Annotated in this window: 27 protein-coding genes and 1 pseudogene; 23 read left to right on the top strand and 5 right to left on the bottom strand. The window is 51.5% G+C overall.

Going from position 1 to position 20966, the window contains the following annotated elements; translation table 11 throughout:
* Window positions 1-321: 321 nt before the first annotated feature.
* The gene (locus OQ371_RS26330; RefSeq protein ID WP_310586596.1) at window positions 322-2247 is read left to right on the top strand and encodes a T9SS type A sorting domain-containing protein; all 1926 of its coding nucleotides are present in this window, start codon (window positions 322-324) and stop codon (window positions 2245-2247) included.
* A 153-nt stretch (window positions 2248-2400) separates the two neighbouring features.
* On the opposite strand, the gene OQ371_RS23650 is transcribed toward OQ371_RS26330, so the two are convergent.
* The 3 genes and pseudogenes from OQ371_RS23650 to OQ371_RS23655 form a co-directional block, all read right to left on the bottom strand.
* Entirely contained in the window at window positions 2401-3690 is a 1290-nt protein-coding gene (locus OQ371_RS23650) for an NHL domain-containing protein (RefSeq protein WP_265990831.1), read from the bottom strand.
* A 74-nt stretch (window positions 3691-3764) separates the two neighbouring features.
* Window positions 3765-4046: pseudogene (locus tag OQ371_RS26395) on the bottom strand (hypothetical protein); the annotation flags it as partial.
* Between the two features lie 161 nt (window positions 4047-4207).
* Entirely contained in the window at window positions 4208-4681 is a 474-nt protein-coding gene (locus tag OQ371_RS23655; RefSeq protein WP_265990832.1) for a hypothetical protein, read from the bottom strand.
* A gap of 121 nt (window positions 4682-4802) precedes the next feature.
* Here OQ371_RS23655 and OQ371_RS23660 point away from each other — a divergent pair, with 121 nt between their 5' ends.
* The 11 genes from OQ371_RS23660 to OQ371_RS23710 all read left to right on the top strand — a co-directional run bounded on the left by OQ371_RS23660 (window position 4803) and on the right by OQ371_RS23710 (window position 10361).
* The gene (locus tag OQ371_RS23660) at window positions 4803-5057 is read left to right on the top strand and encodes a hypothetical protein (RefSeq protein ID WP_265990833.1); all 255 of its coding nucleotides are present in this window, start codon (window positions 4803-4805) and stop codon (window positions 5055-5057) included.
* Between the two features lie 3 nt (window positions 5058-5060).
* A complete protein-coding gene (locus OQ371_RS23665) occupies window positions 5061-5357 on the top strand; it encodes a hypothetical protein (protein WP_265990834.1) in 297 nt (98 codons plus the stop codon).
* Window positions 5358-5461: 104 nt separating this feature from the next.
* The gene (locus OQ371_RS23670) at window positions 5462-6100 is read left to right on the top strand and encodes a hypothetical protein (RefSeq protein WP_265990835.1); all 639 of its coding nucleotides are present in this window, start codon (window positions 5462-5464) and stop codon (window positions 6098-6100) included.
* An 88-nt stretch (window positions 6101-6188) separates the two neighbouring features.
* Window positions 6189-6461 (top strand): hypothetical protein, encoded by a 273-nt coding sequence (locus tag OQ371_RS23675; RefSeq protein ID WP_265990837.1) that lies wholly within the window; start codon window positions 6189-6191, stop codon window positions 6459-6461.
* The gene (locus OQ371_RS23680) at window positions 6458-6694 is read left to right on the top strand and encodes a hypothetical protein (RefSeq protein WP_265990838.1); all 237 of its coding nucleotides are present in this window, start codon (window positions 6458-6460) and stop codon (window positions 6692-6694) included. The genes OQ371_RS23675 and OQ371_RS23680 overlap by 4 nt, the downstream gene beginning before the upstream one ends.
* Before the next feature lie 37 nt (window positions 6695-6731).
* Complete coding sequence (locus OQ371_RS23685) at window positions 6732-7148, top strand: hypothetical protein (RefSeq protein WP_265990839.1); 417 nt, start codon at window positions 6732-6734, stop codon at window positions 7146-7148.
* A 60-nt stretch (window positions 7149-7208) separates the two neighbouring features.
* Complete coding sequence (locus tag OQ371_RS23690) at window positions 7209-7694, top strand: hypothetical protein (protein ID WP_265990840.1); 486 nt, start codon at window positions 7209-7211, stop codon at window positions 7692-7694.
* A complete protein-coding gene (locus tag OQ371_RS23695; RefSeq protein ID WP_265990841.1) occupies window positions 7691-9163 on the top strand; it encodes a DUF3987 domain-containing protein in 1473 nt (490 codons plus the stop codon). The genes OQ371_RS23690 and OQ371_RS23695 overlap by 4 nt, the downstream gene beginning before the upstream one ends.
* Before the next feature lie 355 nt (window positions 9164-9518).
* Entirely contained in the window at window positions 9519-9923 is a 405-nt protein-coding gene (locus tag OQ371_RS23700; protein WP_265990842.1) for a hypothetical protein, read from the top strand.
* A gap of 12 nt (window positions 9924-9935) precedes the next feature.
* Window positions 9936-10082, top strand: a complete 147-nt coding sequence (locus OQ371_RS23705) for a hypothetical protein (protein ID WP_265990843.1) — start codon at window positions 9936-9938, stop codon at window positions 10080-10082.
* Between the two features lie 3 nt (window positions 10083-10085).
* On the top strand, window positions 10086-10361 hold the full coding sequence (locus OQ371_RS23710; RefSeq protein WP_265990844.1) for a hypothetical protein: 276 nt from the start codon (window positions 10086-10088) through the stop codon (window positions 10359-10361).
* A gap of 548 nt (window positions 10362-10909) precedes the next feature.
* Here OQ371_RS23710 and OQ371_RS23715 read toward each other — a convergent pair.
* On the bottom strand, window positions 10910-11317 hold the full coding sequence (locus tag OQ371_RS23715) for a hypothetical protein (protein ID WP_265990845.1): 408 nt from the start codon (window positions 11315-11317) through the stop codon (window positions 10910-10912).
* A 477-nt stretch (window positions 11318-11794) separates the two neighbouring features.
* On the opposite strand from OQ371_RS23715, the gene OQ371_RS23720 reads away from it, so the two are divergent.
* The 11 genes from OQ371_RS23720 to OQ371_RS23770 all read left to right on the top strand — a co-directional run bounded on the left by OQ371_RS23720 (window position 11795) and on the right by OQ371_RS23770 (window position 20175).
* Complete coding sequence (locus tag OQ371_RS23720) at window positions 11795-12349, top strand: hypothetical protein (RefSeq protein ID WP_265990846.1); 555 nt, start codon at window positions 11795-11797, stop codon at window positions 12347-12349.
* 44 nt (window positions 12350-12393) lie between these two features.
* Window positions 12394-12858, top strand: coding sequence for a hypothetical protein (locus OQ371_RS23725; protein ID WP_265990848.1), 465 nt, complete (start codon window positions 12394-12396; stop codon window positions 12856-12858).
* Window positions 12851-14182: a S49 family peptidase gene (locus OQ371_RS23730; protein WP_265990850.1), complete on the top strand. Its 1332-nt coding sequence runs from the start codon at window positions 12851-12853 to the stop codon at window positions 14180-14182. The genes OQ371_RS23725 and OQ371_RS23730 overlap by 8 nt, the downstream gene beginning before the upstream one ends.
* A gap of 61 nt (window positions 14183-14243) precedes the next feature.
* Entirely contained in the window at window positions 14244-15188 is a 945-nt protein-coding gene (locus OQ371_RS23735) for a hypothetical protein (RefSeq protein ID WP_265990852.1), read from the top strand.
* A gap of 104 nt (window positions 15189-15292) precedes the next feature.
* The gene (locus OQ371_RS23740; RefSeq protein WP_265990853.1) at window positions 15293-15619 is read left to right on the top strand and encodes a hypothetical protein; all 327 of its coding nucleotides are present in this window, start codon (window positions 15293-15295) and stop codon (window positions 15617-15619) included.
* Between the two features lie 2 nt (window positions 15620-15621).
* Window positions 15622-16167 (top strand): hypothetical protein, encoded by a 546-nt coding sequence (locus OQ371_RS23745; protein ID WP_265990855.1) that lies wholly within the window; start codon window positions 15622-15624, stop codon window positions 16165-16167.
* A gap of 7 nt (window positions 16168-16174) precedes the next feature.
* Window positions 16175-16384, top strand: coding sequence for a hypothetical protein (locus tag OQ371_RS23750; RefSeq protein WP_265990856.1), 210 nt, complete (start codon window positions 16175-16177; stop codon window positions 16382-16384).
* Between the two features lie 106 nt (window positions 16385-16490).
* Window positions 16491-17117: a hypothetical protein gene (locus OQ371_RS23755; protein ID WP_265990858.1), complete on the top strand. Its 627-nt coding sequence runs from the start codon at window positions 16491-16493 to the stop codon at window positions 17115-17117.
* A gap of 29 nt (window positions 17118-17146) precedes the next feature.
* Window positions 17147-17905 (top strand): DNA adenine methylase, encoded by a 759-nt coding sequence (locus OQ371_RS23760; protein ID WP_265990860.1) that lies wholly within the window; start codon window positions 17147-17149, stop codon window positions 17903-17905.
* Window positions 17889-18497 carry a hypothetical protein gene (locus OQ371_RS23765; protein WP_265990862.1) on the top strand — a complete coding sequence of 203 codons (609 nt, stop codon included), beginning with the start codon at window positions 17889-17891 and terminating at the stop codon, window positions 18495-18497. The genes OQ371_RS23760 and OQ371_RS23765 overlap by 17 nt, the downstream gene beginning before the upstream one ends.
* On the top strand, window positions 18466-20175 hold the full coding sequence (locus tag OQ371_RS23770; RefSeq protein WP_265990864.1) for a hypothetical protein: 1710 nt from the start codon (window positions 18466-18468) through the stop codon (window positions 20173-20175). The genes OQ371_RS23765 and OQ371_RS23770 overlap by 32 nt, the downstream gene beginning before the upstream one ends.
* Window positions 20176-20201: 26 nt before the next feature.
* Here the strand turns inward: OQ371_RS23770 and OQ371_RS23775 are convergent, their stop codons facing one another.
* Window positions 20202-20750 (bottom strand): hypothetical protein, encoded by a 549-nt coding sequence (locus OQ371_RS23775; RefSeq protein WP_265990865.1) that lies wholly within the window; start codon window positions 20748-20750, stop codon window positions 20202-20204.
* Window positions 20751-20966: the final 216 nt, after the last annotated feature.

Below are 20966 nucleotides of genomic sequence, written 5' to 3' on the forward strand. Positions count from 1 at the left end.
AAAGGCGGGTGATAAGCGGATAATTCGTGCGCATTTAAGTACAGTAAATTTTTAACAACAAATATCTAGTTGGCCAAGATTCGGCATTTGGATGTTAAGAATAGGGTGTTCGCATCAACCATTCGCGTATATATTATAGCGTAAGCAAGACACCTAGGGAGACCGGTCATTCTGTTTTTCTTCTTTTCAATGTCCCGTTGCATAATTCGGGTAATTTTCCCGCAGTATAGATGGCAATAAGTCAATAAATTACTGCACAATTCCGATAAGTACGTTAGTAAACAGTCTACTTAAATTTCCACCCAATCCTGACGTAAACGTATGAAACACTTCTTTACTCTTTGGCTGCTCTTGGTTGTGGCCAGCTTCTCTGCAAGCGCTCAGATTCCTTATTCCTCGCCAGCAAGCTTCACTACGGCAGGAGTTTATAATGTGCGCATTCCATTTGAAGGCTTTTCCGAATATGAATCCTACCTGGTCACCATTACCGCCAAGGGAGCCGATGGGGGCGGGCAGGTGGGAGAGTACAACCACAAAGGAGGCAATGGGGCAACGGTTCAGACCACCTTTCGAATACGAGCTCAACCCGAAGGACAATTTACCATCGTTGTAGGCCAGGCCGGAGGCACCTGGTATTCGTATGGTGGTGGCGGTGGTGGGTCGGCCGTCAGCGTGGAGGAATACTCTGGTAGACGCTCCTTATTGGTGGTCGCCGGTGGTGGCGGTGGCGGTAGCGGTGAATTTGCCGGTGGCGGTGGCCAAGGTCTGGGCCCGTCCAGCGGAGGTCGGGGTGGCTCCTATGATACTCCAGAAGATTCAGAAGGGGGTGGTGGCGGTGGCGGTCTGGATGGACCGGGTCGGATGGGTGATTATTCACCAAGACCTCATGAAGGGCGGCCCTGGCTAGCGGGCGGTGGGGGCGGACAGGCCCGTATTGAGGAAATTAGTGCCGGAGGATACAGCTATGAAAATAGAGCGAATGGAGGTGCAGGCTTCGGCGGTGGGGGCGGCAGCGGTTTAAGTGGCACTTCCGGCGGTGGCGGAGGTGGTGGCTACGGTGGTGGCCAGGGTGGTGGCCTCAATAATAGCACACAACCGCCCAACACTAGCCATGGGGGCTACTCTTACGTTAACCCATTGGCCACGATGACAACCATCACTCCGGGTAGCACGAGCGGCACGCAGTACCAGGATGGCTCGGTGACCATCGCCTTTTACAAACTAGAGCCGACGGCGATTACGAACTTCGATATTATCAACGCTGACACCGACCAGGCGATTACGCCCCTGGAGGAGGAAGGCACGGAAGGCAAAGAGGTTAATCTGGCAGCTTTTTCGACCCGAAAACTTAACATCCGGGCTAATTTTAAAACCACGCCCCCTGGTTCAGTGGTCTTTGAACTGAGTGGTCAGCAGTCGCGCACCCACATTGAGAATTCGGCTCCCTTCGCTTTGTTTGAGGACAACAACGGGGATTTTAAGAACTGGACCCCTGAACCGGGCAGCTATACGCTGATTGCTACGCCCTACTCGGGGCCCAACGGCACGGGCACGGCCGGTGCCACCTACAAGGTCAGCTTTACCGTGATCGACCTGATTTCAATTAAGGACTTTTCCTTAGTTGAGGCATTGTGGGGGAGTACCCTTAGAACTATGTCAGACGGTTCGGTTCTGGATCTGGCCAGCACTTCGTATCCTATTTATAACATCCGGGCCAATACCATTCCGAATGCCGGAGTTAGTTCGATCGGATCGGTGGTCTTTCAGTTAAGCGGTGCCCAGACACTGACCCAGATCGAGAATGAAGCGCCGTATGCGCTCTTCAAGGATGATGATGGTGACTACCGCCCCTGGACACCCAAGGTGGGCTCCTATACCTTGACAGCGACGCCCTACTCAGGTCCAAACGGCACGGGGAAAGCGCACGTTTCAAAAACCATCAACTTTCAAGTCATTCGCTCATCCCCTGCCGCCCGGCAGGCCGCCGACGCGGAGTCAGAATCCGGCTCGGTCCGGATATTCCCCAACCCGTTTACTGACTCGTTCACCATTGAACCCACAGGAGTTCGGTCCGGCCCACAGGCGGTGGAATTATATGATCTGCTGGGCCGCCGGGTGTGGCAGGGCGTGACAACGGGCGATAAGCAGGTGGTGCCCGTAGGAAGCCAGCTATCGACCGGTACCTATGTGCTTCGGGTTGGCGGGGGTGAAAAGGCCGAAACCATCAAGGTAGTTAAAGCTCCTTAATGCCGAATGCGCCATCGTGTATAAACCAAAATCCGGCCTGAGTGGGCCGGATTTTGTGTTTGTTGGCAATCACCGTACTTTATTTTCAGGCCAATCTGATTTAATCATAAAGCAACGACTTTGTGCTGCTGTTCTTCTACATTGACGGTTTACTTACGGTCTTTTCACCATTTTAAACCGGCGAGCTAGTTTACCCTCTCCCACTTTGACGACATACAAACCGGGGGTGTAGCCGCTGCCCAGCGAGAAGAGTTGGTCGTCCTGGATATTTTCCAGTTGCTGAACCGTCCGGCCATACCCATCATAAATAACCACCGGAAGATTCCGGGGCCTTTTGCCCGTTACCTTTAAGCGGAAAGATTCCGTGAAGGGGTTGGGAAAACTACGAATCTGCAACTCCTCAACCTTGGCAGTGCCCTCTGTACCCAGGCGGCTTTCGGGATGATAATTGACCACCTTGAGATTAATCGTCAAGGGTGTAGCAGCAACACCCTGGCCATCGGGTTCAGAATAAATGGTGCCGGTCAGCGTATAATTACCAACCTTGGGCAGCCAGGGATTGTAATTTCCTTCGGCATCCCCAAACAGCGCGTAGGGGGCCTGGTTTTCCGTCTGCCTCCGGTTTTGCGGTCCGCTCAGCTGCATGACGACCGACCCAACCGCAGATAGCCCCGTGTTGGCCCGGATGTTGAATTTCTGCTCGCCCACCCAATACAGGTTAAGCTCATCCGTGGACCGGAGTTGAATGATTTCCTCGTCGGTGTCGGCGTCAATCAGGCTGAAGCTCATCAGCGTCGGTTGATCAACGAATGAAAAGGCCAGCGTTAGCGGTTGTCCGGCACCACCGGTGGCTCCTGCCCCGCTGTAAGCCGTTGCCGTCAGGCTATAGCTGCCCACGGTAGGTGTCCAGGGTCGGTAGTTTCTATCGTCATCCCCAAACAGAGCATAGGGAGACTGATTCTCTGTCTGAGTACGGCTTTGGTCTCCGCTCAGCTTCAAAACCACCGACCCAACCACATAGGGCCAGGTATTGGCCCGTATATTGAGCTTATTAGTGGGCAAGGTCGCCAGATTGACCACCTCCCCCGCCTTAAGTAGCTTAATTTCCTGATTGGTTTCGGCATTCATTAAACTAAAGCTGACCACCGTCAGCGGAGTGGTTGGCACCACCACTTTACGAATGCGGTAATTGACCGGATCGGCAATGTAGACATTTCCCTGGGGATCGACGGCCAACCCTTCAGGCAGCGCCAGGCTAGCCTCCGTGGCCGGTCCGCCATCGCCCCCGTAGGCATAAACGCCGTTGCCCGCCAGTGTGCTGATGATCCCCTCTTTATCGACCCGGCGAATGCGGTTGGAATTGCCGTCGGCAATGTAGAGGTTACCCTGAGCATCGGTGGTGATGCCCTCCGGATTAGACAGGTTGGCATCAGTAGCCAGCATCCCATCGCCGTTATAGCCACCGCCCCCATTTCCAGCAATGGTATGAATGATGCCGTTGGGGTTACTTTCCGAATGCGGTTATTCTCCGCATCGGCAATCAAAAGATTTCCCTGCAAGTCCAACGTCACCCGGGTAGGCAGTGCAATTTGAGCCTGAATAGCCACGCCACCGTCACCACTGAAGCCCCGGCTGCCAGTACCCACAACGGTAGTGATAACGCCATCAGGGGTTACCTTTCGAATGCGGAAGTTATCCGTATCGGCAATAAAGATGTTGCCTTTCGAATCGACCGCATAAAAACAGGGAACTAGGGTGTTTTTTACCTTTATTTCACCCCACCTCCCTAAAAAGCAAATAACCCGCTCAGGTTGAGCGGGTTATGCTAGAGCCTTGCAGAGGGAGAGGGATTTACCCCGTATCGTTTAAGTTACTGAAATTGACCACATTAGCCGCTTGGGCTAATTGGGTGCCACCTACTTTACCATTTCGTGCCCAAAAAAATAGGGGCGTTAACCACCTATTTACATTGAACCAGTTCTGCCTCAATTGTCGGCATGAAGTATGGATAAAGCGGTCGAATGGCGCCACCCTCAAGCTTTCCCAGTAGACCTAGTAAAGCGTTAATCTGATTATCCTTTGCTTCCAGTTGTCGGTCTTTTGTTTCCAACTGCTTTTCCATCGTCATTTTAAATTGATGGAACTCAGAGACCAACCGAGAAATCACCCCTTCTCCAAAACTAGCCTCTTCAACAGTTCGGTTTTGCGCAACTAAATCCATACCACCACTAAACTCTTCTCCAAAATAGTTAGGTTCTACATTAAGAACCTGAGCTAATGCCAGCAATTGACTAGGCTTAACTTTATCACGCCTAACCATCTTATAAAAGCCCGTTTCCGTCATTCCTAGCGATTCCGCAACTGATTTTACTGTCTTTAACGGAGAGTCTATATCTCTTACCCTCCGCTTAACTTTTTCTAGTCTATCTTCCATAGAAAAAAAATAGTTATGTAAAACTTGACTGATACAACTCAATAGTTTAGTATTGCATTACGAAAATTCGTAATAGACATTACGAAATAACGTATCGACTAACGTAAAAGCAAGTTTTACTATGCCAACGGCAAAAAAAATTTCACATTCTAAAAATGCGCTCTGGGATATATATGCAGATGCAGACCCAGTCGTGCGCACCAGGATTCAACTGGATTTGAAGGAAGTCGCGCTGTTCCGCCACTGGTACGAGACAGCATCTAAGGGAGGCTACGACTTAACGAAAGCGAAGGCCCCGCTCCGGGATATCTTCCTAAAACACATGCCTGAAACGGCCAAAATATTCGGCATTACCCTCTCACCTCAAGCTGCATGAATTATGGCTATTCAAGTAAAAATGGTCGCCGAATACGCGAAACAACAGCTAGAGGTAGATGGCATTATGATGGTCACCATCGAGCGCGAGATCGACGTAATCTGTTTCGGCGGTTGCGACATCGGAGTTAACCTGCAAACCAAAATTGCAGCAGTTCACAAACTAATGCTGGAAACCAATGAAGAATGCCAGCAGTTGGGCCTGCCCGAACCGTGGCCGGGTATTTCCAAAATTGTCCATCCAATCAAAACTTTCCCTTCAACCTCTCAATCCGATGAATCAATCGAAACCCATTCATAGCTGGGACTGGCTAAACATCCGCGTCTGGTCCGGAGTGTTGCTCTCTGCCGCCGGTACCGCCTGGCTTCTTTATTCACTTTTCACCTTTTTATTCTTCAACTAACATGGTTTCACCAAACCTCGAATCGCGCAAATCGGAGATTACCTTCTTAATGAAGAAGTATCAGGAAGTACTGGTCAGACTTATCAAGTTGCGGGACTACGTCGCCCAGTATGATAATAAACTAGCCACCATCGCTATTATGCCTCACGGACGGCCGGACGATACGGTTAAAATGCTGGCGTTTTTTATGTCAGCGAAACCAAGCCTGCCTGCTTTCGATCCAAACACACCCTCTTTTCTTCATATACTGACGGATGATCTGCTGCCGCACCTAGTGGATGAAATGATTGATCATTACGAAAGGCTAATCGAGAGTCAGCAAGACGTTCTAAGGGAGGTGCTGGCGATGCAGGACAGTCCTGAACCGGTTTTTGACTGGCAAACCTCTACCACCTCCGCAGAAAACGCCCCACCGGTCGTCAATTTTCTAATCAATGAACTCAAAGCGCTGCCAACGGCGACGGTCTACGTAAGAGTAAAGCGCCAGTCAGGATTTGAGAACTGGGAAGTGAAAATGGACGCTCATACGAACATCACCATTCACCCCAAAAGGTATCCGGCTTTCTCTTACAGCAGGAGACCCTCGACAGCGGAACGCAGAGCTGAACACGTTTTCACCTATTCCTGTCCAATTGCATGACGTTCGAAATCTGGGGACAAATCATCGTCGTCCTCTGTACCATCTCTCTGTTCATCTTGAATTACCGCAACAACAAGCGTGATAAACAATGAGCTATAACCAGCTCCTGCTTTGCTACTTCCAGCAGCAACCGTTCGTCTCGCTGATCTCCAGCGACGATTTCAAGAGCCAGGCTGAGGGCCTGATGAATTTCCAAGTATTCTTGATGGCTTTCATCCTGGATCTACGCCAGTGCATCGATGGCCCGCTTCTAGGGGATGATATTCTGCGCAACCAGCTCGGCTTTCAGATGTCCCAGGCCCAGACGATTCTGATAATGATTAAAACCGAGTTTAACGAGCTAACTGCAATACCAAAATGAATGTCACAGAAATTCTTGAAGAATACGCCGACAACGCCCTGGCTGGCTGGACACTAGGCGAATTGATGGGGGGCGATGTGGTCCTGAGAGAACGCCACGAAGAACTGCAGGCGAAAGTCCCCAAAACCGACCTCGAGTATGAGGAAATGTCCCAGATCACGACTGTCCTGGATCATATGGCCACCATTTATGAAGACCTAAGTCCCTGGATGCAGGAAGAATCTACTTACTAGTTAATTAATTCATTTTCACCCTTTTATTTATTCTACAATGAATGTAAATGTAATCTTTCGCAGCCTGGCATTGACGCCAGCTCGTAAAAATCGCAACCAGTACCGTCAACTTGCCGTAACTTTTGATAATTCGGCGGATCTCGACTGTCTCAATCGGTTACTCAATCACCAGGTAATTGGCACTTTCGCCGGCGATCCACCGCCGGCGGGATTTAGCCGCACCGAGATTATTGCCCTATCGGTTTTTGTTCCCGATCAGCCGGCTAACCTGGTGAGCACGATTGATCCGCTTAGCGACCTGGCTCGCTACATCCGGCTCCAGCTCCAGCAGCAACGCAATACAGAATGCCGGCTCCATCCGGACATTGAACCACGCCAGCTCATTGATGCGCTGGGTCGTCTGCTGCTGACAATGGGTGAGCCATCCAAAATTGTATTTAAACTCGGCAATTAGCCGGGATGACCATTTAACCGGCCGTCCCGACCCCGGGGCGGCCACAACGAACAAGAAGGCATGACCCCAACAAATAAAGATACCCTGGCAAGTAGAAAAGCCGCCTTCGCCAATAGCAGTGGCCTGGTTTATGAGTGGGCAAAAACAGAAGATAACGCAGAAACGGTCAAGCTCGTCGCCCAGGCCATCGATGATGCCATCGACCTGATCAGCGCCCTGGAAGTTAAAGCCGATACCCCACGCCACCAGCACCAGCACGGTCCCACAAACAACCACTACGATCGAAAGGAAATCCAGTCAAACGTATACGTGGCTAATCAGACTTCGTATAACGTCAACGGTCACGCCCTGGAAAACAGCGTGCACGTGGAGGTGGGGCGTGACCTGTTTTACAAACTCAGCAAGGATCTGATCATTAGTAGTTCGGGGCACATGGTGATCCGGCCCGAATCAAAAAAACTTCTTACTGCGGTCGGAGAAATCGACCTGAGCGATACGGAGCTGTCGCGCCTGCAGTCATTCCTTAAAACTGACTTCGGCGTATGAGAGTGTATCAACCTTTTGGTGAGCGAGATCCAAAACCTAACCCGGTTAACCCCAGCGCCTACGCGTCGGTACTGGCTGAAGATGATCTGGAAACAGAAGCCATTAAACGGCGCAAAGGCCACGTTTTCCCCCTCGATGTCTTTCCCGAACACATCAAACCCTTAATCGCCGTCCTGGTCGATAAAATGCAGGGTGAGCGGGCCTTTATCGGCATGTCGCTGTTGCAGGCTGCCAGCACCGCGATTGGCTCGGCCCTTCGTGCCCGGATGGGTGACTGGGAGGTTTGTCTTTCGATGTGGGGTTGCTCGGTGGGGATCAGCTCCTCGGGAAAGTCGATGATCCAGGGCGTTTTACTTCGCCCCCTCAACAAGATCCAGGACGATTACAACGAGCAGTACTTCGACAAGCTCAAGGAACAGGAACGGGAATATGCCATCAAGGTGAAGTCTAAGAAAAATCCGCTTAAGGAAGACGAACCCGACGCTGTTGAAGAGACCTTTTTCTTTGGCAGTAATAGCGAGCCAGTCAAACAGAAAGTGGTCATGTTCGAGGATATCACCTTCGAGGCCCTGATTAAGGACGTGCTGCAGCACAATTACAAGGGCGTAACCCGCTACGCTGATGAGCTGCTGAAGTGGATCGATGACATGGACCGTTACAAAACCGGGAAATCGGAGGCCTCCTTTTGGACAGCAAGCTGGTCACCCTCCTCCTCTTTCACGATGCGCCGGGCCGGCGGGAAACTGACGTATATCCGTAAGCACCACCTGGTGGCCAGCGTAATGGGATCAACGCAGCCCGATGTAATCTACCGCTTTTACGAGCAGAACCGCCTGGCGACCGGCTACATTTTCAGGATGCTGTGGGCGTTTGCCGAAACCGATCGGGTAATTTCTCCGGACTTGTCCTATCGCATCCCGGAGGAGCTGCTGGAGGGCTATAACCGGATGATCCAACGGATGTACCACGAGCTGCCGATGAACTACGAGACCGACGAGCCGCACGTGTCCAAGGTCAGCCGACCGGGCATTCTACGGTTTCAGGAATGGCAGGACAAACACACGATGGCCATCAACCGGATGGATAACCTCACCGATAAGAACGTCAAAGCCGGGATCTTCGGGAAGATCAAAGAATACGGCCTGCGCATTGCCCTGATTCTGAAAGTGATGGATATGTGCCACAGCCACCCTAAACTAAAACCCGACACGATCGAGGACGAGTACATCTACCGGGCGCTGAAGGTTTGCGACTACTTTATGCACTCTGGTTATGAAGCCTACCAGACGGCCAAAAGCAAGGTCTTGATTCCGCCCAACGTGTTGGAGTTTGCCGCCCTGTTGAAGGGTTTCCAGTACAACCAGAAAGCTCTGGCCGATCACCTGGGCATTACCAAGCAGTCGGTTAACGAAAAGCTCAAGCGGTATATGGATAAGTATCCGGCCGCTTTCCAAGCTAAAAATTCATAGAACCCTGACTTCCTGACCGTTTTTAGTCCTATTTTTTTGCTAAGTGTCTGATAAATAGACAGATAAGTGGTCAGGGCCGGTCAGGATTTTAGTGTTTATAACTCACGTAAGTAATTGATAATCAAAGGTAGGATGTCAGGTATAGTGCCCTGACCGACCCTGACCGAAAGTAAGGACGGGTCAGGGTGTTCAACCTGACGACTCACTACTGATTATCAGCAAGTTAATCAAGTCAAAAACAGAAAAATCCTGACTTGCCCTGACCAAGAGCAGATTTGATTATCAGCGAGTTACGTTAAAAATAGGATTAAAAGCGGTCAGGAAGTCAGGACACCACTAAAACTCACTTTTAGCGATGCCAGTCAACTACAAAGACTACCATCCCATGTGGAAGCGGATCAGCCGGTTTGTCCGACTGATCAGGGCGAAAAACAAATGTGAGCAGTGCGGGGCACCGCACCTGGAGACCATCGCCAGGGCCAAAGACGGCACGTATATGAATATCGATGGTGAGGTATTTAACGAAGAAACCGGGGAGTATTTGGGCATGGCCCGGGGGAGCGAATACATGGAAGACCGTTTTGTCAAAATCGTGCTGACGGTAGCGCACCTGGATCACGATCCGAAGAACAACGACCTGGTGAATTTAAAAGCGCTCTGCCAGCGCTGCCACCTGGCGCACGACCGGAAGGATAATAACCTTCGCAGGAAGTACGGCAAGAATTACCGAGTCTGGAATCTATTCACGCAAAATTCTTAACGCTTTATAACCATGTTACGCAGAGTAGAGCACCATGAAAAAGTCCGCGTCCGAGCTGGCACCGGCATCGAGCATCTGGAGAAGCACCTGGTCACAACCTGGACGCTTTTCGGCCTTCCCGTTTACATCTATCACAAAGTTTTAACGACTAATTTTTAATGTATGACCTCTCAAGAAATTATTGACCGACTGGAAGCTGAAGGCATTTCTAATGCACAAATTATTGAAGACGGTTTCCCTGAATGGGTAGGCAAGGTTGTGGATAAGCGTTACGAGCATCGTAATGAAACAGAGGATGAATTCGAGAATGAGACGCAAGTTTATCACTTAGTAGACCACAACGTGTTCCTAATGATCGATGGGACAAAGGAGAATGGCCAATGGAACTATTGGGGCCTTAGAGAATGCCGACAAGTCAGCGTAATTGAGTACGTATAACTTCGTGATGTACCACTTCTAATTCTCTACCTAAAATGGCTATCACCAAAGCACAAATCATCCAAAATTTCGGCAAGCCGGTCAGTGTTGACTTGTCCGTAGGGACTGCCCTCGGCACCATCTACCGTCTTAACCAACAGTAGATCGAGGGCTACCTGAACAGTGAGCAGCAGCAGGCATACATCGTGCTTACCGGGGACGATCCGGAGAAGCCCACCCCTTTTCCCCTGGACGCTATCACCCTGCAATAACTCGCTGTTTTATGCCACTCTACATTCTAACTACCGACAGAAAATTTACAGATTCTCCCGAGGCTGGCGACCAATTTTGCCTGTGCAGTAGATGTGGTGATGTGATTGGGGAGAACACCCTGCCGATCCGGCTCTGGCCCAATAAGATCTCGGAATTCCGGTATCATCCCAGGTGCTTGGGATTAACCGAGGCGAAAGTTAATCCGGAAGATTTTTACGACGCGCCATTTATCCAATTACAGCCCGCGCTTTAGTTTTAACAGAAAGGTCCGGCGTTACAACGCCGGACCTTTTTTGTTATGATTCTTTAGGAAGATCTATGCCTTTCACTGCATAGGCTTCATCTCTAAGGGCTTTTACAGCAGAAAGCAAATCTAAAGCCTCGTCCAAAAGTGTCCTGCGATTTTCTAAAGTAACCTCGGAAGGTCTCACATTGAGGAGTCTCCGGTACACTTCCTCATACTTTTTATCCATATAACCTCTATTCACCAATGCGGTGAATAGATCCCCGGCATACTTCATGTCTGTATCTACAGTCCTTTCACCTTCATCATTAACCCACTTAATGATTCTGGGAACCTCCATTGCTCCCCTAATCTGACGATCAACAATTTCTTCTGCCTCTTGAATAATGTCCCTAATTTTATAGCTATAGTAGCCACATACCATGACCTTGTAGGATTCAAAAATTTCTTGGTAACTCATTGCAGAAAGATTTAATGGTGAACTGCCAAGATAGATAATATAGTGACAGATGAAATTTCAAACTTCGTAAGCGGCAAATATCAATTATGTGCTGCGTTCTCGACTACAGATTGCAGTCAGTTAAGTCCAGACTAAACCTATAAACAAAATCACCCGCTTGGATACCAGGCGGGTGATTTTATTATTCTACAATGAGATGTATATCTCTGCCGCAAAGCTACCGAAATCTAACATTTAACTAGCTAACAGGTCCATTTTTAGCAAAATCAAGCCTATGATCATCAATCAGCAATGTTTTGTCTGATAATTGTTACTAACTGAGCATATTTACCCCGTAAATGTACTTATCTTTATGGTGCTCAGTTCCTTGTCAATTTCTGGCCTTGATACTCATCTGGTCGCCTGATGTCCTGTTTTTCGCGGCAAACTGGGCTGAATTTTGCCAACGCAATAGACCGTAACTTGTATTAATTGTACATGCCGCCTTATGTAACGACCGACATCCGGGTTTTTCCGCTCGTGCGGAAATTCCTGTGCTTTCACTTCCCAACTGCTCCTTTCCTCATTGGTGCAGAAATCAATGGGACGTTCACCAACTCGTTCAGCGCCTATTTGTGGGCCTGTCTGGACCGCTACCCCCGCAAGGAAGAACCCAAAGCCTACATGCGTTTAACCGATACCATGACGGTGGGAACAAAGCGCTGGATGGCCGCACACGGCTTCGGCTCCAGTCTCTCTCCCGAGAAGGTAGTTTCCTTTAACCAGTTCGTTAAAAAGACTTTTCTGGAACAGATGGTCCACGAAACGGCCGTGCGCGAATCCTACGGCGGCTTCGTTTCGGAATCAATCGAAAATTTCCTCAAACGTTACGACCTGGATGAGTCGGAAATGTCGCTGGAAACCGCCATTCGCTACTACACCCGCAACCGGCCGGCCTGGCTGAAAACCGCCAAACCGGTACGCCAACGCCCGGGAGCAACCTCTAAAATTCTTTCGATGCCGGTAACGCCGGACATCGCACTGGTCGCCTGATGTCCTGTTTTTCGGGGGGCTTGTAGGCGACTTTTGTGCCTAATATGTCTCTAAACCGAACAGGAAAATGGAACCCCGGTGGAGGACGCTGGATCGAGATCGTCCCGGCTGTCGCCCTTGCTTCGTATACGATATCATCGGTAGCCAGCGCCCCCACCGTTGTTCTTTCTCCTTCCTGGAGCTTTACCCGGATCTACTGCACGCCAGGCACGCTCCAGTACCGTGAATCCAAAAAAAACACCGATAACGGCTTTCTCCATGATCTAGAAATCAAGGGCTTTTCGCCCGACGACTCCCCCGACAAACGCGCCCAGATTGAAAATCTCGCGCAGTATCAAACGTTTTTGGTTCGCTTCCAGGACACCGCCGGGCTGACCCGTTTAGCCGGCACGAAGATCGAACCCCTCCTCCTCGAATTTGAGCTATCGACCGATAGCGATGTCCCCGGCTCCCGGGGCTATAACCTTTCCTTCTCGGGCACTCTCACCGCCCCTGCCGCGTATGAATGACCGTTTTTCGATCGCGCTTTCTGAATTAACATCCGGCCCCTGGCTCATCGACGCCCAGGCTGGACAATTGGCGTTTCAGACGCTTCTGGAGCACGGTGCACCGGTTGACTCTGTGGCCCGGCCAGCCGACCGGAAAATGGGCTTTGTACCCCTGGAAGCAATCGAGCTGCCGGAGGAAATGATGGCCACGCTCAGTTTAAGCGAAACGCCCCAGGGTGCCGGCATTTTGGTACTGGAGTACGAAGGGCTGCTGTATAATCACACGTCCCGCTGGATCGAGGCTGAACTGAAATGGGCCGGCCGTATTCCTGAAATCCTGGCCGTCGTCTTAAAAGTAAACGGCCCCGGCGGCCTGGAGCACGCAGCCTACCGGGTGGGCGATGCGATTGACAACCTGGACAAACCGGTTGTCTTTTACTGCGACCATGGTGTGGCGGGTTCTGCCTGGTACCTGGTGGCGATCCACTGCGCCCAGATTATTGCTTCCCGGCCGACTGACGAAATCGGCTCCATTGGTGTTTACACCTCCTTCCGCGATAACAGCGCCCAACTGCAGGCGATGGGCATTAAGGAAGAGGACATTTACGCCGACCAATCCAAAGAGAAAAATTACGAATACCGCCAGGCCAAGAAGGGCAACTTCAAGCCGATGCAGGCCCTGATGACCCGCAAGGCTCAGCGGTTTATCGATGATGTTACTAGCCGCCGTCCTGGGGTGAAAGCCACGGACGCCGGCGACCCCACAGCCGGCGGTCTCTTCACCGCCGACATCGCTCTGGAAATGGGCCTGATCAATTCGATCGGCAACCTCAGCGACTTAATGGCCACTACGCTCACCCTGCTGGCCGATTCTTCTCCCTCAACCAATCCCCCCTCCGATTCCATGTTTGGATACCTGAAGCTGGCCGCCCTGATGGCGGTCAAGGGTGTAACTGCTGAACAGATTACGCCCGAACAAATCGACGCTATCAATGCCGAGCTGACGGCTGCTGGCTTTACTGGACTGGCCGTTGTCAGTCAGGCACAATTCGACGCTGCCGTCGCCTCCTCCAACCAACTCACGCCGGTTCAAACGCAGCTCACGGCCGCGACGAAAGAGCTGGCCACGTTGCGTAGCCAGGTCTCCACGCTGACGACCGAAAAAACGCAATTAGCGGCCAAAGTGGCCGAACTCGGTGAGCAGCCAGGCGAAACGCCCAGCAACCCCACCCGCACCACAACGGAAACCATTCCGAGCACCGAAGGCCAGCTCACGGCCGAACAAGTGGTTGCTGGCCTGGCTCACAACAAATCCCTGGACAACAACCCACTTTTCCCCTACTAATCCACCCGGGCTCAACCCTTCGCCTTTCCCACCTCCTAGTCCCCAGTAAACAACAAATCCAATGCAAATCGCTGACATTGTCACCGAGTACGGTGCGTATTACCAAAACCAAGGGCAGAACCTGAGCCGTCTCCACCAGGTTGCCCGCGTTCCTTTTGAGACAGAATCCGCCTTAACGCCGGTCATCACGGATGACACGGTCTGGACGGCCGCCAAATCCACGATTTCGCGCCTGGTACAACCGTTCCAGAAGAAGTTTACACCACTGGGCCAGGCTGAGTTCAAACCGGTAAAAATCGAGATGCAGCACATGAAAGCTGACTCGGAAGAGGCTCCGGATGACCTGGAGGCTACCTGGCTCGGCTTTTTGGCGAGTGGTAACTTAAAACGCTCTGAGTGGCCTTACATCCGCTATTACCTGGAGTCGTTGTTCTTTCCAAAAATCCAGGAGGATCTGGAATTGAACGAGATTTTTAAAGGCGTCCACGCTGCTCCTGCCGATGGCACCCCGGGTGCGATCTCCACGTCGATGGACGGTCTGAAGAAAATCTTCGCTGGCCACATCACCGCCGGCCGGATTACCCCGATCACAATGGGCGTTATTCCAACTGATCCGGAGGAGTTTGTTGATTACGTTGAAGACTTCGGCGATTTGATCGACAAACGCTACTGGAACGGAGCGATGCAGCTCAACATGGCCCAGGATCTGCAGCGCCGGTTCGAACGGGGCCAGCGGAAGAAGTACGGCAAAAACACGGTCGACAACGCCCAGGATCTGATCGTAAAATCGACTAACCTAACGGTGAAAGGTTTGCCAAGCCACAACGGATCAGGCCGCATCTGGTGTACGCCGAAGGGCAACGCCGTCCTGTTGAAAAAGAAAACCCAAAACCAGAAACTGGTCGATATCCAAACGGTGGATCGTCTGGTGAAATTCTTAACCGACTGGTGGATGGGTACGGGCTTCATCATCCCGGAAATCGTTTTCTGCAACGACCAGGCATAAGCAGCCCCTTTAAACTCCCCTTTGATACCTCAAACCCGCTGACTATAAGCTACGAAGCCGAATGGAACTCGCCATTCGGCTTGTGCTGAAAGCGCCCCACCAACATGGCAAAAGACCAAGAAAAAGAAGTGACCGTCGAGTCGCTTCAGGCCGAACTGGCCGAAAAAAAGGCCGAAATCCTGGAGGCCACTACCATCATCGAAGCCCAGGGCAAAACCATCACTGAGCTGGAAGCGAAAGTCGCCAGCCTTGAGAAAAGCCCGGCCCAATTTCCGGTGATTACCGTCGGCGGAAAACGCTACGAAGTCCAGGTCAAATCTTTCCAATTAGGAAAAGAAGTCATTACCGTTGACGAGCTGCTGGCTGACGAAGAGCTGCAGCACAAAGCGGTTGAGAAAGGCTTCGGATTCCTCGTCGAAATCGCTGAATAATCATGGCAGGAACCTACAATTCAATCAAATCAACTCCTGCCGTCAGCTTGCAGGGTGGTCTTAAGCAGAAGATTTATATTGCTGCTTATGACGACTTCGAAACGATCGAGATGCCGGACAAAGCTGCTGCCAACGTGGCCGATCGGTTTAAGATCAAAGAGCCACACACGTTCAAGGCAGGAAAGGGCTTTGTCGAAATTTACATTACCAAAAACACCGGTTTTGTAAAGTTCTCGCCGATCGGTGGCCCGGATCGTCACAGCTTCAACGCCGAGGGCGAATTCTACCACCCGGGCGAAGGTGATGAAATCGTCGCTTTTGGCAACCAGGCCATCCACGACCGGTTTATCATCCTGGCTCCCCTGCCAGGCAGCGATGAGCTGATCCAGATCGGTTCGGATGAATTCCAGGTGGAGCTGACGCCGTCTTACGACACCACCAAGAACGGTGACGATGGTCGGGGCTGGCCGTTTACCTTCAGCTCCTACATGCCGTATTTGATCAAATACACGGCATCGACGATTCCGCTGAAACCCGTCACCCCCTAACCCAATTATGAATAAATCAACGAAAAAGCCGGCCGCTCGTGAGCTGCCGGCTTTGCCTTATCAACTTGTTGGCGTGCCTGCCCACGTTACGCACGTGTTTGTTCCGGCCACTAACCGCAGCTATGTGTTAGCGGATCTCACCGCCGGCCAGTGTGAGCAGCTCGTCCGGGTGGGCTGGCCCCACATTGAACGCATCGAGCCTAAGCCGGTCGCCTGATGTCCTGTTTTTCGGGTCACCGTCAGACGACTTTTGTAACCAATCTTTTGGTTAAATCTTTTCAAAATCAGAATAGCGACTGGGTTTCCTAGTCGCTATTTTTTTTATGAACCTACCTGATCTGATTCGTGCCTGGCTAAAGAATCCCCAGGACTACGTCGCCGGCCTGCAGCTCCTGGAAGCCACCGGATCGCTTAGCAGCCTAAACCTCCGCATTCTATCCCGGGGCGCTGACTCCTTCACCCGGCCCCGGCTGTTCGAGCTGCTGCAGACCTGGCTGGCCGGCCAGGTACCGGCCCCGGCTCCGGTCTCAGCTCCCCCTCCGGCGAGCGTCGACGCGACCGGTTTGATTGCGCCCCTCCAGCAGCAGATCTACCGCCTGATGGATGAGCGCACCGAACTGAAAGCCCGGCTTCGCTACCGTATGTACGATGTCGAGGCTGAGGCTGAAGAGGACCGCCGGATCTGGGCACTGCGCATTCTGGCCATCATCCGGGAAGTTGACGAACTGTACAGCCGGATTGATTTTGCCCAGGAGAATGGCTACCTGCCCAGCGATAAAGATCCCGAGGAGACCAGGGACGACCGCCTGAGCCTGATGAACGTGCGCACGTATATCAGCCGGTACCGGAAGAAACTCAAACAGGCTACGAGTGATCAGGAGAAGGATTCGTGTATGCAACTGCTCCAGCATTACGAAGCCGAAAGGAAACGATTGGAGCAATTAATCTAACTCACCACCGTGTAATTGAACTGAGCAACATGATTTTAACACGCATGGGGAACAAACGGGCCATTGCGGCCAGGATTCAATCCTATTTCCCCGAACACGACCTATACCTCGAACCGTTTTTCGGTGCCGGCGGTATGTTTTTTTCCAAACCCAAGGTAAAGTACAATGTTGTCAACGACGCCGATGAGGAGGTTTATAACCTGTTTCACGTTGTGCAGCACCAACTGGCCGAGCTGGAGGCTTTCTGGCGCATGGCCCCCCAACACGACAAACTTTTCCAGCACTGGAAAACCCATTCGGAAACCGACCCCGTACTGAAAGCCGCCCGGTTTCTCTACCTCAGCAATTACGGCTTTATGGGTAGGCCCACCAGCATGAAGATGGGCATCGACAACACGAAATTCACGACGTACAACCGTTTACCAGCGTGCGCCCAGGCCCTGGAAGATGTCATCTTTGCCTCGACCGACTTCCGTAAATTCTTCAAACAATTTGCCCTCCCGGCCCGACTCACCCGGGCGTTTTGCTACGCTGATCCCCCGTATCTCGATACCGACAACACCTACGCCGGCGGTAAGCGCTCGACCTGGACCAAACAGGACCTGGTCGATCTGCTCGATGCCCTGGAGTCGCGCCAGATCCCGTTCGCCATGTCTGAATTTGATCACCCCTTTGTCTTGGCTGAAGCCAGCCGGCGGGGGCTATTTGTGCATGAAATCGGAGAACGGCGCAACCTCAGCAACCGCCGGATGGAAATCCTGCTAACCAACTATGAAAAGCGAGAATGAACGCTTTGAAGATGCGTTCGATGCCATTCTGAAATGGTACAAATCAGACGGCGAAACACCGCTGTCGGCTTCCCTGGAGGGGAGACGGCAGCGGTGGATTGCTGCCCGCGAGTGGATGGTGGCCATTCGGCCCCTCACCGATTCCGAAACGGTGAAATACCTGGTCTCAACCTACCAGGTATCTGAGCCGCAAGCCTGGCGTGACATTCGTGACACCAAACGGTTTTTTGCGACGATGGAGGCTACCAATAAGGAATTTGAAAAGGTGATGCTCATCGCCCAGATCAAAAGCCTCCGAACGACGGCGCTCTTTAACGGAGATCTGAAGACGGCCGCTAAATGTGACGACAACCTCATCAAGCTAAACCACTTCGATCAGCCCCAAGATACTGACCAGGCTCCCCGCCAGATCAAAGTATCGATCGACTTTAACCCGGCGCGAATTGGCGCCAAGCCAATCCCGAACCTGGAGGCTAAAGTGGCCGCCTACATCGGCGAGAAAGCAAAACGGGAGCTGATGATTGAAGACGTTGATTTTGAACCCGTAAACGAGAAGGACGATGACCAAAGCGCTCAGCAAGATCAACCCTAGCCTGGTGCACGTCAACCAATCCGATGACGTCGATGGCGTACTATCCGAACAGGAGATCCGGGAGCTGCACTTCAATTACCTGCAGCTCATTGCCCTGCTGATCCGGGCACAGTACACCACCTGCGTGGCCGGCCGGGGAACCGGGAAAAGTGAGGGCGTGCTGGCGCCCTACGTGCATGACCTGGTGAATGAAATGCCCCGGGGCAGCTTTGTTTGCGTGGGAACCACGTACATCCAGCTCCTGGACCGCACGTTGCCGGCGCTCTGGAACGGGCTGCAGCGCATGGGCTACCAGCGCGACGTGGACTACTGGGTCCGGCGTTTTCCCGATAAGAAGTTTAAACTCGATCTACCCCACAACTGCCCCCTCGACCCGCAGCACTCCATTTTCATCCGGAACGGCAATACTGTTTCGGTTTTGCGGCTCGTGGGCCAGGACCGCCCCGGGACCGCGAACGGTTTGAGCGTTAACGCCATTTTTGGGGATGAAGCCAAGTTCCTCAACAAAGAGAAACTAGACAGTGAGGTAATGGCCATTAACCGGGGTGAAAATGAGCGATTTGGGCACTCTGCGCTGCACCATTCCACGATGTTTACCACCGACATGCCGACCACGAAGTCGAGCCGGTGGATCTTGGACGCGGAGAAGGAGTGCAACAAACCCCACCACCAGGAGGCCATCAAACTGATCCTGGCGGTTCAACTGGAGATTTACAAGGAAAAGCAGAAATTGGCCAAGCGCCCGGGCAATGTTTCGGCCCAACTGCGTATCAAAAAATACGAGGGGATGCTCAGAGAGCTACGCGTCGGCCTGGTGCATTTTGCCGAGGCCAGTAGCTTCGCTAATATTCACGCCCTGGGCTTTCAGTATTTCAAAACCCTGTTCCGGACGCTTCGGCCGAGCTACTGGAAAGCCAACGTTTTGAACATTCGGGTGAAAGGCGTGCAAGACGGCTTTTACCCCCACCTGCGCGATGAGCTGCACTATTACGACTCGGTTGACTATGGCTTCGTTGACAATCATTTTGGCGAAAAAGGCTTCAATGATTGCCGCAAGGATGCCGATATCGACCACGACCAGCCGTTAACGATCGGAATGGACTACGGTTCAAGTTTTAACTGTATGGTGGTGGGTCAACGAGTAGGCCGGGAGGTACGCTATCTGAAGATCTTCTATGCACCTGGTGAGAAGAAGATCCAGAGCGTTGTGCAGGAGTTTTGCGACTACTACCGGTATTTCTACAAAAAGCGGGTTAAGTACGTGTTTAACCACACCGCCATTGGTACGGATGGTAAGTCGGATGTAACCTATGCTGATGAGGTCATCAAAGTGCTCAAAGACAATGGCTGGCACGTTACTGAAATCTATACGGGCCAAACTGAATCCCACATGGGGCGTTACCTGGCCTGGGGCGTGGCGCTGAGCGAAGAGGATGACCGTTTTCCCCGCCAGCGCTTCAACCGCGAAAACACCCACGTCATGGTCGATGCCATGCATGATGCCGGCACCAAGGATGGCGGTCGGGATGGTTTCAAAAAGGACAAGACCGATGAGGGCAAGAAAGAGATAGACCAGTCCACCACCACGCACTTAACCGATGCCTGCGATGAGGTATTCTGGCAGCTCACAGTTGAGGAGACGGGGCTAAAGGATATGCTACCAATGGCAACGAACTAAACTAATCATCCAATTGTCCGACCCATCTATCTATAGGTACGAATTTTATGTAGAAGAACATCGATTTTCTGCAGTAGTTGATCAACCTTACTTCGCCATACTATTCTATCCTTGTTGATTTGATCTACCTTTCCCATTTGAGTATCAACCTTCGCCTTCAGCAGAATGGCACGCTTAGTCGTATCTTTCATGTCCAACACTTTATCTACTAATGCTTCTTGGTAGGCTAATTCTATTTCTTTCAGGTGATGCCCTATTTGCTCGCCATCAAGAGCCTCCAGAGGCAATTTAATGCGACTGCCGTCAGAATCAACAAGTATGGCAGAATAAATGGGTCGACCATTAGCAATGAAATTAGAAATAATATCTAAACTTGACTCCAAAGAAGGTGTAAGAACTGTGAAGGTATTCAGATCTTTAAATTTGATTTGTGTCACCATAATAAAAGGCAAGAAGTTGAGCCTTCTTACAAAACAAGCAACGTGAATAATCTCATTATTTAGTTGTATCAAACAAGGCAACGGTCCCGTTTTTAGCCCGCAATACCCGGCGGGCTTTTTTTGTGCCCCATTCATATACTGCGGGCCTTTGAGACGGTGCAATTGCACCTCAGCTTAGTGCGTGGCGGGGTTCGCTTTCCCATAAAAAAGGCTTAAAATCAATTTTTCAAAAATTTAGCCTTGTTTTCAGGCACTTAACCCCAAAACGTTGATAATTCCGCTCAAATTCTGCCCTCTTTTTTTACTCCGAAAAGCGGGGTGCAATTCCGGTAACTATCAGCCACTTACGGG

The organism is Larkinella insperata, from assembly GCF_026248825.1.
Taxonomy (GTDB): Bacteria; Bacteroidota; Bacteroidia; order Cytophagales; family Spirosomataceae; genus Larkinella; species Larkinella insperata.